Source organism: Nonomuraea sp. NPDC000554 (genome assembly GCF_040300065.1).
In the GTDB taxonomy this organism is placed as follows: Bacteria; Actinomycetota; Actinomycetes; order Streptosporangiales; family Streptosporangiaceae; genus Nonomuraea.
Window position 1 is genome coordinate 128552 of the sequence record NZ_JBEPDC010000029.1, and the last position, 16052, is coordinate 144603.

15 protein-coding genes are annotated in these 16052 nt (G+C 71.3%); 7 read left to right on the forward strand and 8 right to left on the reverse strand.

Annotated features, from left to right (window positions below):
* Positions 1–101 precede the first annotated feature (101 nt).
* Positions 102–1559 (forward strand): MFS transporter, encoded by a 1458-nt coding sequence (locus ABT294_RS40085; RefSeq protein WP_350811676.1) that lies wholly within the window; start codon positions 102–104, stop codon positions 1557–1559.
* Positions 1560–1738: 179 nt separating this feature from the next.
* On the opposite strand, the gene ABT294_RS40090 is transcribed toward ABT294_RS40085, so the two are convergent.
* A complete protein-coding gene (locus ABT294_RS40090; RefSeq protein ID WP_350811677.1) occupies positions 1739–2137 on the reverse strand; it encodes a DUF6463 family protein in 399 nt (132 codons plus the stop codon).
* Between the two features lie 254 nt (positions 2138–2391).
* Between ABT294_RS40090 and ABT294_RS40095 the strand changes: the two genes are divergently transcribed.
* On the forward strand, positions 2392–3006 hold the full coding sequence (locus ABT294_RS40095; protein ID WP_350811678.1) for a TetR/AcrR family transcriptional regulator: 615 nt from the start codon (positions 2392–2394) through the stop codon (positions 3004–3006).
* Between the two features lie 501 nt (positions 3007–3507).
* The gene (locus tag ABT294_RS40100; RefSeq protein WP_350811679.1) at positions 3508–3918 is read left to right on the forward strand and encodes a hypothetical protein; all 411 of its coding nucleotides are present in this window, start codon (positions 3508–3510) and stop codon (positions 3916–3918) included.
* Positions 3919–4003: 85 nt separating this feature from the next.
* On the opposite strand, the gene ABT294_RS40105 is transcribed toward ABT294_RS40100, so the two are convergent.
* Genes ABT294_RS40105 through ABT294_RS40115 form a run of 3 tightly spaced genes read right to left on the reverse strand, consistent with a single transcriptional unit; the run spans position 4004 to position 7303 of the window.
* Positions 4004–5704, reverse strand: coding sequence for a hypothetical protein (locus tag ABT294_RS40105; RefSeq protein ID WP_350811680.1), 1701 nt, complete (start codon positions 5702–5704; stop codon positions 4004–4006).
* Positions 5701–6600, reverse strand: a complete 900-nt coding sequence (locus ABT294_RS40110; RefSeq protein ID WP_350811681.1) for a protein phosphatase 2C domain-containing protein — start codon at positions 6598–6600, stop codon at positions 5701–5703. The genes ABT294_RS40105 and ABT294_RS40110 overlap by 4 nt, the downstream gene beginning before the upstream one ends.
* Before the next feature lie 25 nt (positions 6601–6625).
* Positions 6626–7303 carry a vWA domain-containing protein gene (locus ABT294_RS40115; RefSeq protein WP_350811682.1) on the reverse strand — a complete coding sequence of 226 codons (678 nt, stop codon included), beginning with the start codon at positions 7301–7303 and terminating at the stop codon, positions 6626–6628.
* 233 nt (positions 7304–7536) lie between these two features.
* Between ABT294_RS40115 and ABT294_RS40120 the strand changes: the two genes are divergently transcribed.
* Positions 7537–7779 (forward strand): ABC transporter permease subunit, encoded by a 243-nt coding sequence (locus tag ABT294_RS40120; protein ID WP_350811683.1) that lies wholly within the window; start codon positions 7537–7539, stop codon positions 7777–7779.
* Between the two features lie 12 nt (positions 7780–7791).
* Here the strand turns inward: ABT294_RS40120 and ABT294_RS40125 are convergent, their stop codons facing one another.
* Positions 7792–8820 (reverse strand): LacI family DNA-binding transcriptional regulator, encoded by a 1029-nt coding sequence (locus ABT294_RS40125; protein WP_350811684.1) that lies wholly within the window; start codon positions 8818–8820, stop codon positions 7792–7794.
* A gap of 177 nt (positions 8821–8997) precedes the next feature.
* Here ABT294_RS40125 and ABT294_RS40130 point away from each other — a divergent pair, with 177 nt between their 5' ends.
* Both ABT294_RS40130 and ABT294_RS40135 read left to right on the forward strand, forming a co-directional pair.
* Positions 8998–10158: a phosphatidylinositol-specific phospholipase C1-like protein gene (locus tag ABT294_RS40130; RefSeq protein WP_350811685.1), complete on the forward strand. Its 1161-nt coding sequence runs from the start codon at positions 8998–9000 to the stop codon at positions 10156–10158.
* Positions 10159–10290: 132 nt separating this feature from the next.
* Positions 10291–11118, forward strand: coding sequence for an SAM-dependent methyltransferase (locus ABT294_RS40135; protein WP_350811686.1), 828 nt, complete (start codon positions 10291–10293; stop codon positions 11116–11118).
* Between the two features lie 299 nt (positions 11119–11417).
* On the opposite strand, the gene ABT294_RS40140 is transcribed toward ABT294_RS40135, so the two are convergent.
* Complete coding sequence (locus ABT294_RS40140) at positions 11418–12674, reverse strand: FAD-dependent oxidoreductase (protein ID WP_350811687.1); 1257 nt, start codon at positions 12672–12674, stop codon at positions 11418–11420.
* Positions 12675–12836: 162 nt separating this feature from the next.
* On the opposite strand from ABT294_RS40140, the gene ABT294_RS40145 reads away from it, so the two are divergent.
* Positions 12837–13334, forward strand: coding sequence for a DUF1269 domain-containing protein (locus ABT294_RS40145; RefSeq protein WP_350811688.1), 498 nt, complete (start codon positions 12837–12839; stop codon positions 13332–13334).
* An 85-nt stretch (positions 13335–13419) separates the two neighbouring features.
* On the opposite strand, the gene ABT294_RS40150 is transcribed toward ABT294_RS40145, so the two are convergent.
* Both ABT294_RS40150 and ABT294_RS40155 read right to left on the reverse strand, forming a co-directional pair.
* Positions 13420–14043: a hypothetical protein gene (locus ABT294_RS40150; protein WP_350811689.1), complete on the reverse strand. Its 624-nt coding sequence runs from the start codon at positions 14041–14043 to the stop codon at positions 13420–13422.
* On the reverse strand, positions 14040–16052 hold a 2013-nt coding region (locus ABT294_RS40155), incomplete at its 5' end, for an ATP-binding protein (RefSeq protein WP_350811690.1). The genes ABT294_RS40155 and ABT294_RS40150, both read right to left, overlap by 4 nt.

Sequence of the window (16052 nt, forward strand, 5' to 3'; positions counted from 1 at the left end):
CCGGTCCATGGTGTTGCCTGCCGTGCCGGCAGTGCCCTTCACGCCATGCTCAGTGCCCCCGATCAGAGCGGTTGAGATTAAAGTACGGTCGTACGTATGCTTTGATTGACCTCGACGCGCCGAGGTCGGCGTACGGACAAAAGGGGATGCTGATGCATGACATAACCAAGACGGCGACGCCACGGGTGACTCGGGATCATTCGACCGCGATCGTGTGGGTGCTCTGCTCGGCCGCGTTCATGGCGATGCTGGACGTGTTCGTGGTGAACGTCGCGTTCACCAAGATCGGTGAGTCGTACCGGGGTTCCTCGCTGGCGGACCTCAGCTGGGTCCTCAACGGGTACGCGATTGTCTATGCGGCGCTGTTGATTCCGGCCGGGCGTTTCTCGGATCGATTCGGACGCAAGGCCGGATTCCTGGTCGGGCTCGGAATTTTCACGCTGGCCAGCCTGGCCTGCGCGCTGGCGCCGTCGCTGTGGGCGCTGGTGGCATTCCGGGTCGTGCAGGCCATCGGTGCCGCCACCCTCACCCCGGCGAGCCTCGGGCTGTTGATCACCGTGCTGCCGCCGGCGAAGGTGCCGGCTGCGGTAAAGATCTGGGCCACAACGAGTTCCTTCTCCGCGGCCTTCGGTCCGGTGGTCGGCGGGGCGCTGGTCGAGGCGTCCTGGCGCTGGATCTTCCTGATCAATCTGCCGGTCGGTGTGGTGGCGGGAATCTCGGCCCTGCGCCTGGTTCCGAATCTGCGGCAGCGGGTGCGGACGAGGGTGCCCGATCTGCTCGGGGTGGCGCTGCTGGTCGTGGTGATCGGGGCGCTGTCTCTGGGCCTGGTGAAGAGCAGCGAATGGTCGTGGTCGAGCGGGGCGACACTCTTCGTCCTCGCCGTCGCGGTGGCGGGCCTGGTCCTGTTCGCGGTGCGGATGGTGCGGCATCCCGATCCGGTGGTATCGCCCGACCTGTTCCGGGTGCCCACGTTCGTGTGGGCCAACGCCACCGTGCTGGCGTTCTGCACCGCGTTCGGCGCGTGGTTCCTCAGTATCGCCATGTGGCTGGAGAACGCGGCTCACTTCAGCACCATCGAAACCGGGCTCGCCATCGTGCCAGGGCCCATCATGGTGCCGATCTTCGCCGCCGTCAGTCAACGGCTGATCAAGTGGGTGCCGGTGGGGGTCGTGGTGGCCGTGGGCAATCTGCTGTTCGCCGGCGGGGTGGTGCTGGTGCTGGCCACCGCTGCGACGCCCGTGCACTACGCCACCGAGGTGCTGCCGGGCTGGATGATTTCCGGCGTCGGCATCGGCCTCGCCCTGCCCAGCATGATCGCCTCCGCTGCCGTCGATCTGCCGCCGGACCAGTCCGCCACCGGCAGCGCGGTGGTGAACACCGCCCGCCAGCTCGGCTACGTCCTGGGCGTCGCCGTTCTGGTCGCCGTCGTCGGGTCGCTGAGTGTCGCCCCCGATCGGTTGCTGACCGCCTTCCAGCACGGCTGGTGGTTCATCGCCATCGTGGCCGCCGTCAGTGCGACAACGGCACTCGGCATCACGCCGCGTACCAGTCAGCCGTAACCGGAAATCAGGCAGCTGAACATGCAGACACCAGCATTCACCGCCCTGGGCTGCCGGTGTTCTCCACTGAGCGGCGAGGTGAGCACCGCGATCTGCACGGGTGTGGGCGAGCGTCTGCGCATGGTGGGGCTGGACGGGAAGACGGGGTTCAACCGGCCGCACCCCGTGAAAGCGCGAGGTCAGGCGTGGGACGCGGGGTTGCCGTGACGGGCGGCGCGTCGGATTCCGGTCAGCAGCAGGATGACCGCGACCAGGGTGATCAGCCCGGGCGTAGGCCCGAGGACCACGGCGTCGAGCACTGTCAAGATCCCCAGCGTCCACGCGATGAACGCAGGCGGGGTGATGTTGCGGCGGTCCAGCCACAACACCAGCAGGCCGACCATGAGGATTGGTATGCCGAAGCTGTTCAGACTCAGCCAAAAGGCGCTGTTGGCCGGGCTCATCGCGGCGAGGTCCTCTCCCCACAGCTCCCCGCTGAACCATGCCCCGGCGTGGCGTGCGGCTTTCTCCAGCACCAGGGCGCCGAGCGTGTGCGCGGTACCGACGAACGCGATGAGCCAGCCAGCCCACTTGATCATCCGAGTTCTCCGTTCTTGTCGCGAAGCCGCGCGGTGCGGCTCCATCGCGGTTGGCTATGCGGGGCCGTGGTCGCCGGCTGCGACCGCGGCCATTGAGGGCAACTGGGGCCGATGGCCTCCGCCCGGCCGCCACCAGGGGTGAGGTGCCGTCCGCGAGCGCACGGGCGGCCTTGCCCGGTGATGGGCGGCACCTGCTGGAAGCACTCCAGTTTCGGAACTAGAGTACCGGTACTAACGTTCCGTATCATGCAGACATGACAGTGAAAAAGCAAGCGGGCGGCCGCCCCCGCGACAGTCGCGTAGATCACAGAATCCTGCAGACCGTCCGTGAGCTGATCGACGAGGTCGGCTACCCGGCCCTGACCGTCGACCAGGTCGCGGCCCGCGCGGGGGTGGGCAAGGCGGCGATCTACCGCCGCTACGCCTCCAAGGCCGAGATGGCGTTCGCCGCCACCGTGCACGGCCAACAGCTACCTCCGTTGGCCGACACCGGCTCGCTGCACGGGGACCTGCTGGCGCTGGCCCGCGCGTTCCATGTCCGCCTGGCTGCCCCGGCGACCCGGCACCTCGGACCGGCCCTCGTGAGCGAACTAGCCGTCAACCCCGACCTGGCGACCCGGTTCCAGGACACCTTCCTGGCCGCCGAACACGCCGACTTCGCCGAAATCATCGAACGGGCCGTGGCCCGCGGCGAGCTGGCCGGACCTGTCGACCCTGTGGTCGCCCACGTACTTCTGGCCGGCGCCATCACCGCCGCCCTGTATGTCCTCCAGCTGCCCGTCGACGATGCGATGGTTGCCGGCCTTGCCGTCGCCGCCGCAGCCGGCATCACCGCCCTGTCCCACCGGCACCGCAGCGACCGCGACTGAGCCGCCGAGCCTTACCTGCAGCCGCGACACCACCCGGCCGGCAGCAGCGCGCTGGCGCGGGTGTGCCGGAACCAAGCGGGGCGTCCAGTCCGGCGGGCCGATACCGCGTCACCGTAGCGCGGCCACCTCGTCGCGCACCGTGCCCTCGCGTAGCGCCGCCAGGCACGGCGGCCGGTCGAGGTCCTCGACCGGCCCCACCGTGGCGAAGGTGGAATCGATCACCGTCCACTCCCCCGGATAATGTGCGCCGTTGCTCATGAGTAACCACTGCTCGGCGGCATCTGAAGGCATGGATGCACTCGGACCTGCACGCGCCCCCCTTCGCCGGTCTCGTTGGGTCTCACGTTCCGGCATGAGGAGATCATCTTTACCGTGCGCCACAGCCACTCTCGGTGTCGGAAAAACTACAGTGAGTGCTGACTCTGGAGCGGCCGGGAGATCATCGTCCGGCCCGATGAGAAGTCTGTGCCCGTACAGTCCCTTGCTCGAAAGAGAGCCAGCATGCCGCGCATCAAAAAGACCGCCATGGCCATCGCCGTGACCCTGACCGCCTGTACTGGCACGCTCGGCGCCTTCGCCGTCCCGGCACTGGCCGATCTCGGCGGCGCCTCCGGCCCGGGTGTCCGCGCCGCCGCCGTCGTCAACGCCGACGGCACCGTCGTCCGCTCCAAGGGCGTCACCGCCGTCCGCAAGATCGCCACCGGCCAGTACTGCATCCGGCTCGACTCCGATGTCAACGCCGCCAACACCGTCCCGGTCGCCACCACCCGGTGGGTGAGCGCGCCCTGGGACTCCAGCATCTTCGTCCGTCCCGACGGCGCCGCCTCCTGCGGGGACTCCCGCGACGTGTTCGTCGGCACCGGCACCCCCTCCGGCGCCCGCGACATCGGCTTCCACGTCATCGTCCCCTGACCGAGGCCGTCCTTGAGGCGGTCCGCCGGTTCGCCCAGGCGGTCCGCCGCCTGGGCGGTGACGGAGGCGGAGGGTATGGCAGCTGTCAGTCTCCGTCGTGATAGACCATGGGCCCGGCCGCGTCGATCGCCGCCCTGGAGGCATCTTTGAGCCACGGCTTCGCGCTGGAGGCAGAGGCGCGATTCGTGTAGATGGCCATGGTATTGATCAGATATCGGTGATCGGACCCGGTCCACCCGTACGTCTGTGCGTTGACCCAGGTGCCCGAGTCACAGAGGCCGGATCCTGGGCCCTTTCTGGGACACACAACGCCCCAGTCCTCCGAAGAGGCGTTGACGAGCCTCGATCGCGCGGTGTGGGCCCTGTCCGCGTTCTCCAGCGGAACGACCCACACGGACACCATGATCCGCTGGCCCGCCGGCGCGTTCGGGTTGACATAGGCACCCGTGACCATCTTGCTGCAGTGGGCTTTTCTGAGGGCGGTGCGGACATTGCTGTCGTGGTACGAACCGGGGCACTTGTCCACCCCACTCCCCTTGAGGTTGTAGCGCACCCCCTTGGCGGACGTGAAGGACTGCGGGAGCAGGGCGTCCACGGTGATCGGGGTCGGGTCGCTGTCCTTGTCGTTGAGGTCGGCGGTGTTGAACGGCTCCTTGGACGGCGTCTCCGTAGGCTCCGGGTCGGGTGAGTAGGTGGAGGAGGGCTGAGCAACGGCGTACGGCGTGCTGGAGGACGAGGTGTCCGAGCTCCCCTCGTCCGAGCCCTTGGCCGAGGCGTTCACGACCACCGCGGCGAGCACCAGACCGATCAGTCCCGCGCCGACACCGAGGCCGATCTTCTTCGACCGGGCGGGGTTGTGACCGGTCTGTGGTGGGGGGACGGGGGACGGCGCCGGGGGGCGGGGGCCGGGAGGAGGGGGCGGTACGACGGTGGGCGTGGTGGAGGCTGACAGCGCGGCCTGCCTCAACTGCGCGCCCCACTGCGCGGGAGCGGGCCGCTGTAACGGGGGCTGGTGGAGCCCTGCCGCCGCGAGGTCGGCCAGTGCGGGGCTGACGGCGGCCAGCCGCCCGGGGTCTGTGGAGGCCTGGTCGCGGGCGAAGACGCGGATGGCCAGCAGCGCGAACTTGTAGGCGTCGCTCTGCGGCGTGCCCTTCTGCTCGGCGGCGGGGATCTGCCAGTCGGGCGTTTCCACCTGAGGCAGGGCCTCCGCTCCGCCCAGCCGCATCGCGTCGCAGTCGATGAGGAAGCATTCCGGAGACGCGTCCGTGGCGAACAGCAGGTTCTTGGGCGACAGGTCGCCCACGACGATGTCCATCGAGTGCAGGCGGGCGAGCGTGTCGGCCAGGTCGGCCAGCAGCAGCAGGCGGTCGCGTTCGCTGACCCGCAGGCCGATCTGGCCGACGTACGCGTCGTCGTTGAGCAGGAACTCCATCGTCGTCAGTTTCCGTACGGTGCCCGACAGGGTCCGCAGGTCGAAGGAGAACCTGTGGGGCACAGCCCGCATCAGGAAACCGGTGACGGCGCCACCCGCCTCCACGAGCCCGGCGGGCCAGGCCGTCTTGTCGCACAACCACGCCGCGTCCCATCCAGGGAGGCGGCCGATCAGGTCCGTCATCGCGGTGAGGGCGGCGACGTCGAGGTGGCGCAGGACGTCAGGATCGTACTCCTTGTACGCGACGTCCCACTGGCCGTTGATCTTGCGGTCGAGTACCTCGTGGACCGTCCCCTGGCCACCTTGGCCGAGGCGCCGTCCGAGAGTGAGAGTGGCGCGGTCCGTCCGGCTCATCGGGCCTCGCTCCGCGGCCAGAGGGCCAGCAGGGTCCTGTCGTCGTCGAACGTCTCCCGGGAGAAGTCGAGCAGGTGGGCCAGCCACAGAGGGGACGGCGGCACGGCCAGGTGCTCGGCGAACAGCGCGCCGACCTGGCCGTCGCCGTCGCCGAGCGGATCGCCGAACCCGTCGGTCCCCACCAGCAGGACCTGGCCGGGCACCAGCTTCCCGAAGCACTGTTCCAGCTTCCGTGGCACCCTGGGGAGGGCCGTGACCGAGGTGGCGACCACGTCCCCCTCGGTCTTCGCGCCGAACAGGGGATGGAACCGGGGCCGGGCCAGGTCGAGCACCCAGGCGCCTGAGTCACCGACCCGGAACAGGGAGATCTCGACGCCTTCCGCGCCGGGGCGAGCCGTACCCGCCACGAGAGTGGTGGCGACGAGCTCCTCCACCTGTGCCAGGTCCGGCTCCTGCTCCAGCATCGCCGCCGCCTGCCGGTGCAGTGTTTCGACCGCGTACCCGACGACTGCCGGAAAATCGTTGCCTGGACGACCCTCGTCCAACTGCGCGTGGATGGCCCAGACCGCCGCGCGGCAGGCCTCGGCCGCTCCGACGGTCGCGGCGGTGGCGGCGGACACTCCGTCGGCCACGGCGAACACCACGGTGCCCGTCCCCTCGTGGACCACGGCACAGGTGGCGTCCTGCCGGGGCAGGCGGTAGTAGCGGTGCCGTTCTCCCCGCAGGGAAGCCGATCGAAGCGTCACCTCCGCGGTCGACCAGCCGTCGCATTCGGAGTCGGGGCACGTGCCTCCCAGCACGCGCGGAGGTGTCGGCTCGAACTCCGGGCCGGGAATGTCGATGACGACGCGTTGCCACGCCTGGATCCGATCGGCCTGCCGCCGTACGTGCTGCACGTGCCCGACCTCCTGAGCTCGCGCGTCAGACCTCGTCGATCGCCAGCCGGAACTGGTCCGGCCGGTTCACGATGAGCTGCGGGTTGCCGTCGGCCATGGCCCGGCCGGACGCGACCAGGCTCGCCGTCAGTGCGTGGAAGAACTCCGCGATCGCCCTGCCGATGTCGGCGCTGGGCAGCGCGACGAAGGCGAACTCCTGGCGGGTTGCCACCTGCAGCATCGTGTCGGCCCGCGCCGACCCGATCCCGCAGGCGATGATGTTGGGCGCGAACGGCGACGCGTTCCGGTCGACGAGCGTCCGGTGCGGGCCGTGCCAGTGCCGGCCGTCCGTGGGCTGGCCGTCGCTCAGGAAGAACGCCACCGGGCGGTGCACCTTGTAGCCGTCGTTCTTGAGCATCTGCACGTCGTAGGGGATGCGCTGCAACAGGTCGGCGAAGGCGGCGCCGTAGTTCGTCGCCCCGCGGACCGCGAGCTGCGGCAGCCTCTCGACCATCCGCATGTCGCTCAGCCCCTGCCGCAGCTGCACGTCGTCGGAGAACCCGAGGATCGCCAGCCGCACCTTCGCCGCGATCATCGGCTCCGCACGTAACCCGTTGCACAGCGCCGCCAGCCCCCCAGACAGATCCTGGTAATACGGGCCCATCGACGCCGACTCGTCCGCCACCACATAGGCGGGCAGCAGCACACCCCTCGTCTCGGCCATCGCGCCCCCACCGCCCCTTCGGCTCTGCCCCTTGTCAGGGAGACACTAGCGTCCTTATTTTGAAGATCAAAGACATGGAAACCAGGATTTGTCGCCTCTAGAGGGCGGGCTGGTGCCGTGCGAGGGGCGTTCCGTCTCCAGAGAGTGCGTGCACGCGCGGGATCACCGTGGGCGGCGTCGCGCGGTGCCCCGAATAAGCGCCCGCCAAACCGGCCGCGCTGATCATCGCGGTGGTGGTGCAGCTCGCCAGGTTGAAGAACCTGCCCTGGGTGCTCGTGCTGCTGGCGTACTCGCTGATGGCCAACCGCTCGGTGTTCGGACGCCGGATCTACGCCGTCGGCGGCAACCTGCAGTCGGCGGTCCTGTCGGGCGTCAAGGTCAAGTCGCTCGTCTTCTGGATCTTCGTCAACATGGGGGTGCTGGCCGCGGTCGCGTTCGACGTGTGGACCAAGCGCCGCGCCGGGGCCGCCCGCTGACCGCCACCTGGGTCACGGGCGAGGCGCGGCGCCGGTGCTGTCTCTGACGACGAGCTCGGGCTCGACCAGATGCCTGGCGTCGCCGCCCTCGCCCGCCATCCGATCCAGCAGCAGGCGGAACGCGTGCCGGCCCACCTCGTCGAAGTCCTGCCGGACGGTCGTCAGGGGCGGCCAGAAGTACGCCGACTCCGGCACGTCGTCGAAGCCGACCACGCTCACGTCGCCGGGCACGCCACGCCCCGCCTCGCGCAGCGCGCGCAGCACGCCGAGCGCCATCTGGTCGTTGGACACGAAGACCGCGGTGACCGAGGGGTCGCGGGCCAGGCTCCTGCCGAGCTGGTAGGCGGAGCGCGAGCTCCAGTCGCCGCGCAGCATCTCGGGCACCGGCCGGCCCTGGGCTTGCAGCGCCTCGCGCCAGCCCTCGATGCGGCCGCTGGCGTCGATCCAGTCGGCCGGGCCCGCCAGGTGCCAGACCGTCTCGTGGCCGAGGCTGAGCAGGTGCCGGGTCGCCCGCAGGGCGCCGGCCCGCTGGTCGACCATGACGACCGGCACCGGGACGTCGTCGCCCGCGTCAACCGCCACCACGGGGAACTCCGGCGGCAGGTGCCGAAGCCCCTCGGCCGCCGACTCGTGCGGTGCGAGGATGATCGCGCCGTCGACCGACTGCGACCGCAGCCGGTTCACGCCCTCCTCGATGGACCTGCGGTTGAGCGTGCTCAGACTGGCGATGCTGACCGTGAAGCCGCTCTGCCTGGCCGCCCGCTCGATGCAGTAGAGGGTGGAGGCGGGGCCGTACAGGGTGGTGTCGACGCTGACGACGCCGAGCACGCCGGAGCGCCCGGTGACGAGCTGGCGGGCGGCCGTGTTGGGGTGGTAGTCGAGCTCGCGCATCGCCGCCAGGACGCGGGTGCGGGTCTCGGCGCGTACCAGCTCGGGCGCGTTCAGCACCCGCGACACCGTCATCGCCGACACTCCCGCGAGCTCGGCCACGTCGCCCAGCACCGCAGGCCTGGCACCCGGCCCACCGTCGCGCGATCTCACCGCCACGTGCTCCCCCCTCTATCCGGGAACGCTAACAGGCGGCTCCTCCGACGAGGAGCCTCCGTGATCCCCTACGGGACGTTCCCTCACTTTTCCGGCATATTTGTGTTTTCGGTGATCAAGAGTTCACCGTGCCCCAAGACGGTCTGTCCTCGTACCTCGAACGCTAGGAGACCCATGCGCCTCGGACGCTTCCCCTTCGTGATCGCCGCCACCGCCATGGCGGCGCTCGCGGCCGTGCCCGCCGACGCCGTCACGGCGGGCGACGGGACCCTCCGGATCAACCAGATCCAGACCATGGCCACCCACAACAGCTACCACAGGGAGCTGACCGACGCCGAGAAGGACGTCCAGCGCAAGACCGACTCCGGCTGGTGGAACCTTCAGTACTCGCACACCGCGCTGCCCAACCAGCTCGGCGCGCAGCGGGTGCGCGGCATCGAACTCGACGTCTTCCCCGACCCGCAGGGCGGCCTCTACGCCAGCCCCCTCGTCCGGCGCGACGCGGGACTTCCCCCGCTGACCGACCCCGAGCTCCGCAAGCCGGGTTTCAAGGTGCTGCACTGGGCCGACCACGACTACGGCACCAACTGCTCGGCCCTGGTCACCTGCCTGCGCCAGGTGCGCGAGTGGTCCGACGCGCACCCCGGGCACGTGCCGGTGACGATCCTGACCGAGCTGAAGAGCACCGACCCGGCCAAGGAGGCGCTCGGCGGCGCCAAGAGCCCGAAGTGGGACAAGACGCTGCTGGACGCGCTGGACGCGGAGATCCGCTCCGTCTTCCCCGACGACCGGCTCATCAGGCCGGACGACGTCCGCAAGCCCGGCCTGACGCTGGAGCAGTCGGTGCTCAAGGACGGCTGGCCCAAGCTGTCGACGTCGCGGGGCAAGGTGATGTTCTTCATGGACAACCAGGCGCCGGAGATCCAGCAGCCGTACCTGGCGGGCAAGCCCAACCTGGAGGGGCGGGTGCTGTTCACCAACGCGCGCCCCGGCCGTCCCGACGCGGCGTTCGTCGGCTGGAACGAGCCGACCGGCGCCAACCTGGCGCAGATCCAGGACATGGTGCGGCGCGGCTACTACGTCCGCACCCGGTCGGACGTCCCGTTCACCGAGGCCAGGTCGGGTGACACCGGCCGGCTGCGCGCCGCGCTCGACAGCGGGGCGCAGATGATCAGCACCGACTTCCCCGTGATCGGCCTGTCCGCCAGGAACGGCAGCGACTACGTGGCCGAGTTGCCCGGCGGGGCCGTCGCCCGGTGCAACCCGGTGATCGCGCCGCGCGGCTGCCAGGACCAGAACCTGGAGAAGGGGGTCACCGCATCCGCTGAGCAGTAGGCGGGCAGGCGCCGGTCGTCCCGCTCGGGGACGACCGGCGGCCGGTCGTTGCGCGTGGCATGAGCGCCACGATTTGCCCCATATTTTGCCTACAATCGGCGCGAGAAGATCCACAACGAGAGGGGTGGTCGTGTGAGCGACCTTGGCCAGGTGCCCGAGGGGATCAACCCGCACATCCCGAGCGTCGCGCGCATGTACGACTACTACCTCGGAGGCAAGGACAACTTCCCGTCCGACCGCGAGGCGGCCGAGAAGATGATCGAGCTCGGCCGGCAGATGGGGAACGACGCCCGGCAGATCGCCCAGGAGAACCGCCGCTTCCTCGGCAGGGCCGTGCGCCTGCTCGCCGAGGCCGGAGTGCGCCAGTTCGTCGACATCGGCGCCGGGCTGCCGACCCAGGACAACGTCCACCAGGTGGCACAGCGGCACGCCCCCGGCGCGCGCGTGGTGTACGTGGACAACGACCCCATCGTGCTGACCCACGCGCGGGCGCTGCTCGCCAGGGACTCCGACGTCCTCGCCCTGCACGGCGACCTCAGGGACTCCGACGCCATCCTCGACGACCCGCGCGTCCGCGAGCACCTCGACCTCACCCAGCCCTTCGCCGTCCTGCTGGTGGCGGTGCTGCACTTCATCCCGGACGACGCCGAGGCCGGCCGGATCGCCGCGCGCGTCCGCGACCGGCTCGGGCCCGGCGGCCATCTCGTGCTGTCGCACGTGTACGCGGGCAACTCCAGCATGGACATGGCGAAGACGGGCCAGCAGGTCTACTCCGGGACGACGTCCGGCGGGATCGCCCGGCGCGGGTACGACCAGATCTCCGGCTACTTCGCGGGCCTGGAGCTGCTCGCGCCGGGCGTCGTCCCTGTCGCGTCCTGGGACCCGGACGCCGAACCCGGCTCCCCGATCGACTACGACCAGCCCGGCATCCTGGCCGGCGTGGCCCGCGTCCCCGGCTGACCACCGAGCCCACGGCGTGGGCCGGCACCAGAGCCTGAACCCCCGGATCCACATAAACCGCCCTCACCGCCCCCGCCCGCGAGCCGGTCAATGTGCCGGTCATCAGTAGGCGGTCGGACGGTCATCGAGCCAATTCGGCCCGCCGTCCGACCGGCCGGTGAGCGAGCCGGTCCGATCGGCCGGTCGGCGGCACGGATGGCCGGTTGGCCGGGGCGGTGTTACGCCCACCCTGGGCGCAGGGTGGGCGTTTCGGCGGGCGTGTTACCTCAGGCCTGACCAGCCCCGTGGCGTGGCCGAGTTCAGCGGCGTTCGAGGGCGGGTCGGCTGATGGGCGTGCGCCGGGCGAACGCCGGTGCGCGTTCGGGGAGGAAGCCGACGCCGATGGCGTAGGCCGGGATGAACCGGGCACCGGGGATCCGGTCCAGGATCGCGACCACCGCCTTCGGCGGCCCGTTGCGCCGACCCTCGATCACCGGGCGGACGACGCCCCGGTGCATGGCCCGCTGGATCGTCTGCACCAGCACCGTCGGCAGCCGGCGACGCCGGTTCACCTTCGCCAGGTCGCCGCTCGTGACGCGTCCGCGCCGTAGTGGGCCGGCCAGCAGCCGGGCGGTGGCGACGGCGTCCTGTACCGCGAGGTTGATCCCCACGCCGCCGATCGGTGACATCGCGTGCGCCGCGTCGCCGATGCACAGCGCCCCCTCGACGTGCCAGCGCCGCAGCAGGTTCAGCCGGACGTCGAGGTGCTTCACGTCGTCCATGGACCGCAGCGTGCCGACCCGGTCGGCGAACCGCGGCAGGGCCGCGACGATCCGCTCGCGGAAGCGGTCGATCCCCTCGGCCCGCAGCCGCGGGTCGAGCCCCTTGGGCGCCAGGTAGGCGATCTGGAAGTAGTCCTCGCGCGGTATGACGGCCGCGAAGTGGCCCTTGCGCATGCCGGGCACGAAGGCGGTCGCTTCGTCGTCCGCGTGGCGGGGCAGGCGCAACCACCAGACGTCGATCGGCACCGGGAACTCCCGTGGCCGCAGGCGCGCGCCCGCGCGGACGACCGACCAGCGGCCGTCGCAGCCCACGACCAGTTCCGAGCGCAGCTCGCCGGTTTCGCCGTCGGCCGTACGGTACCGCACTCCTGTCACCCGTCCCGACTCCCGGATCAGGCCGGTGACCTCGGTGTCCATCCGCAGGTGGAAGTGCGGTTCCGCGCGGCCGGCGTCGGCGAGCAGGTTGAGCAGGTCCCACTGCGGGACCATCGCGATGTACGGGTGCGGGGTCTTGAGCAGCCGGAAGTCTGCCAGCACGAGCGTGCTGCCGCCCTCGACCGGGAAGGCCATCTCCTCGACGCGGCTCTGCGGCAGCGCGGCGAACCGCTCCCCCAGCCCCAGCTCGTCCAGGAGCCGGAGGGTCGAGGGGTGCACGGTGTCGCCACGGAAGTCCCGCAGGAAGTCGCCGTGCTTCTCCAGGACGGTCACCTCGACGCCGGCCCGGGCCAGGAGCAGGCCCAGCACCATTCCGGCAGGTCCGCCCCCTACGACGACGCAGGTTGTGTGCTCGGTCATAGCCCACCTTTTTCATCGTCTGTTGAATAAATTCAGCATGCCCCGATGGGGCCGCCAGGTCAAGCGGTGGCGGCTGCCAGGACTTTCACCGGCCCTTGGCCATGTCCACAGCCGTCTCGGGAGAGACCTGTCGTGTCATCACCGTCCAGCTCGGAGGTCCACGTGAGTCACCTGATCGCCATCGCCTATCCGGACGTCGCCACCGCCAACCAGGTCCGCGACAAGCTGTTCGGCCTGCAGAAGGAGAACCTCATCCAGCTCGAGGACGTGGCCGTCGTCGAGCGCCGTCCCGACGGGAAGATCAAGCTGCACCAGACCCGCAGCACGGTCGGCGTGGGCGCGGCCGGCGGCGCGCTGTGGGGCGGGCTGATCGGCCTGCTGTTCTTCATGCCGCTGCTCGGCATGGCGCTCGGCGCCGCGGGCGGGGCGGCGGGCGGCGCGATGACCGACGTCGGCGTGGACGACAGTTTCATGCGGGAGCTGGGCACCAAACTGGCGCCCGGCACGGCGGCCCTGTTCGTGCTCGTGGTGCGGAGCACGCCCGACAAGGTGCTGCCGGAGGTCGCCAAGTTCGGCGGTCACATCATGAAGACCTCGCTCAGCAACGAGGCGGAGACCCAGCTGCGCCAGGCGCTCGAGACCGCCGGCGCCCCGTCCTGACACCGGCATCCGCCGTCGGCCTCAGGCTGGTCGTGGCAGCGACCGCCCGATGGGAGCCGACGGCGGATGAGCTCCGAAGCACCGCTCAGCCGAGGAGGAAGCCGGCGCGGGGGCCGTTGCCCTCGTAGGCGCCGTCTCGGGTCCACTCCGTGGTGCTGATGGAGAACGTCTGGCCGGGGAAGTGGCCGTAGAAGCCGGGGCTCGGGATGCGCATCCGCACCTTGAAGCGGCCCTTGCCGTCGGTTCTGGCCACGCCCATCTGCGTGCTGTGAAAGATCAGGCGCACCTGCCCGTTGCGGATGAACCCGGACCCGGTCAACGTGATCGTGGTCCGCGTGGTGCCGCGTTTCGGGCTGATCTTCAGCCTCTTCTCCGCGTGGGACGACGTGGCGGAGTCCGGACGCGACGCGCCCGGAGCGGCCGAGACCCAGGGCGGCCGGTCGAAGCCGAGGCGAGACAGCAGGCCGCCGCCGGCCCACGCGTTGATCACGAACGCCGCGACCACCAGCAGGACGATCCCGCCGAGGACGCCACCGGCGTCCGTGCGGCGCCTCGGCGGCGGTGGCGGGACCGGCGCCGGGTCAGGCGGCAGCGGCGCCGGGCCCGCCTTCTTCTTGGGCTTTCCGGGCGACCCGGCCGGTGAGGGCGCGGGGCCGGACCGGCCGGTGACGGCCCTGCGGATCTCCTCCAGGTCCTCGTTGGCCGTCATGCGTCCAGCTCCGCCCCTCGTCGGGTGTCGGCCGCCACCCGGTCGGCCACCAGCCGTGCCTCCCGTGGGGCGGCGGCCGCCCCGCGCCTGTCGGCCGCGCGCATCCGGGTCAGCGTCCTGGCGACGACGCAGTAGAACCCGGCGTGCAGCTCGTCGAACGTGGGCCGCATCCCCTCGCGGAGCACCAGGTTCCCCAAGGCGCCCAGGGCCGCGTCCGCCTGGGCGGCTTCGGGCACGCCCGCCAGCTCGGCCTCGACCTCGGGAACCAGCCGCAGCCAGTGCCGGGCCGCACACGGACGCGGGCACGCCTGGCACCAGATCCGCTCGGCCGGCCCGGCGTCCCGGGCGGCGAACCCGCCGGGTGTGTCACCGGCGGCGGGCTCGGGAACGACCGTGACCCAGACCGGAGCCGGGTGGCCGCTCGCGTCCACGACGAACGCCTCACCGCGGCCCAGCAGGGGCACCTGCTCGGCCACCTGGCCGAGCGCGCCGCCGCCTGGGTCCTCGGCCAGCCGGTGGGTGAGCCGGTTGGGGAACAGACGCGTCACCGCCTCGGGAAGCTGCCGCGGGCTCTGCGTCACCAGGACGAACCCCTGCCCGTACGAACGCTGCGTCGAGATCGCCGTCGCGGTCGCCTCCGCCGCGGCCGGGACGCGCTCCGGTCCCTCCCCGACGGAGGACCCCCCGCCGAGCAGCAGGTGCGCCTCCTCCAGGACGGTCAGATGGCCGAAGCCGGGCAGCGGGTTCGCCCGCCGGTAGGCGACCAGCCCGGCCAGCAGCAGGCCGAACGCCAGCTGCCTGGCCGCCCGGTCGCCGAAGCCGGCCAGCGTGATCACCGCGGGCGCGGACAGCAGCCGGCCCCAGTCGATCCCCGCCCCAGGGCCACCCGCCAGAGCGTCCCCGCCCGCGCCCGCCACCAGGCTCTGCACGCGCTGGCCGAGCGAGGCGCGCAGGTTGGCGGCCTGCTCTCCGGCGCCGCCGTACACGCCCGCGTGCTCCAGGACCGCGCGGTAGAACGTGGCCACGGTCGGCGGCTCGTCGCCCTGGTAGAGGTCGGTGACCGCGTTGCGCAGCGCCGCCGCCGCGAACGGCCAGGTGGCCGACAGGCCGGTGGCGGCGTCCAGGCATTCGGCCACGGTGTCGGCGAACGCCGCCGGGCTCACCCCCTCGGGGACCGCCAGCGGGTTGAGCTGCGTGCCGTCATGCCCCAGCCGCAGGGTGGCGGCGCCCATGGTGTCGTACTCGGTCTTCTCCGGGTCGATGACCAGGTACGGAGTCGCGTGCTCGCGCCACATGCGCCGCAGCAGCGTCATCACGGTGGTGGTCTTCCCGAACCCGGTCAGCCCGGTGACGAGGAGATGCTGGTTCAGGTCCGGCACCCGCAGCAGGTAGGGCCGCCCGCCCGCCGAGCGGCCCAGCCACACCCCGGCCCCCGCGGTGTCCGGGGCGTAGCGGGCCACGACCGCCGGACGCCGCGCGTGGACCGTGACCGCGTCCATCGGCAGGGCGGCCAGCGGGAGCAACCCGGCGGCGGTCTGCGGGGCGACGATCGCCCCCGCCCGGACCAGCTCCAGGACGCCGGAGCGCGGAAGCGCGGGCGCCGGCTCCGGTGACAGGCTGGGGACGCCGAGCGCCGCCGCGAGCTCCGCGGCCACGCCGGGGTCCTCCGCGGTGACCGTGAGGCTCGCGTGGAAGGTCACCAGCGCGCGGTCCAGGTCCTCCAGGGCGGCGAGCGCCGCGACGGCCTCGTCCCTGACCTCCTCGGCGTCGTCGTCCCGCACGGCGACCGGCCGGCTCCCGGCGCGCCGCCGGACCGCGCGGCGCAGCACCGGCAGGACGGCGTGCGGCGGCGCGAGCGGCGTCAGCGTCACCCCGGCCCCGCAGGGCCCCGCCGCACGCTCGACGGCGTCCAGAAGCGCGCCCCACCGCAACCCGGTACGCGGCCAGAACGCGACTCCCCGGCCGGGCAGCCGCGCGCCGGGGCCGGGAGCCAGCCGCCACGCACCCGG

What these genes read in the sequence shown, in the direction of transcription:
- ABT294_RS40150 (WP_350811689.1), bottom strand. Translation starts at nt 14,043, where the DNA reads ATGACGGCCAACGAGGACCTGGAGGAGATCCGCAGGGCCGTCACCGGC.
- ABT294_RS40090 (WP_350811677.1), bottom strand. Translation starts at nt 2,137, where the DNA reads ATGATCAAGTGGGCTGGCTGGCTCATCGCGTTCGTCGGTACCGCGCAC.
- ABT294_RS40100 (WP_350811679.1), top strand. Translation starts at nt 3,508, where the DNA reads ATGCCGCGCATCAAAAAGACCGCCATGGCCATCGCCGTGACCCTGACC.
- ABT294_RS40095 (WP_350811678.1), top strand. Translation starts at nt 2,392, where the DNA reads ATGACAGTGAAAAAGCAAGCGGGCGGCCGCCCCCGCGACAGTCGCGTA.
- ABT294_RS40105 (WP_350811680.1), bottom strand. Translation starts at nt 5,704, where the DNA reads ATGAGCCGGACGGACCGCGCCACTCTCACTCTCGGACGGCGCCTCGGC.
- ABT294_RS40130 (WP_350811685.1), top strand. Translation starts at nt 8,998, where the DNA reads ATGCGCCTCGGACGCTTCCCCTTCGTGATCGCCGCCACCGCCATGGCG.
- ABT294_RS40140 (WP_350811687.1), bottom strand. Translation starts at nt 12,674, where the DNA reads ATGACCGAGCACACAACCTGCGTCGTCGTAGGGGGCGGACCTGCCGGA.
- ABT294_RS40115 (WP_350811682.1), bottom strand. Translation starts at nt 7,303, where the DNA reads ATGGCCGAGACGAGGGGTGTGCTGCTGCCCGCCTATGTGGTGGCGGAC.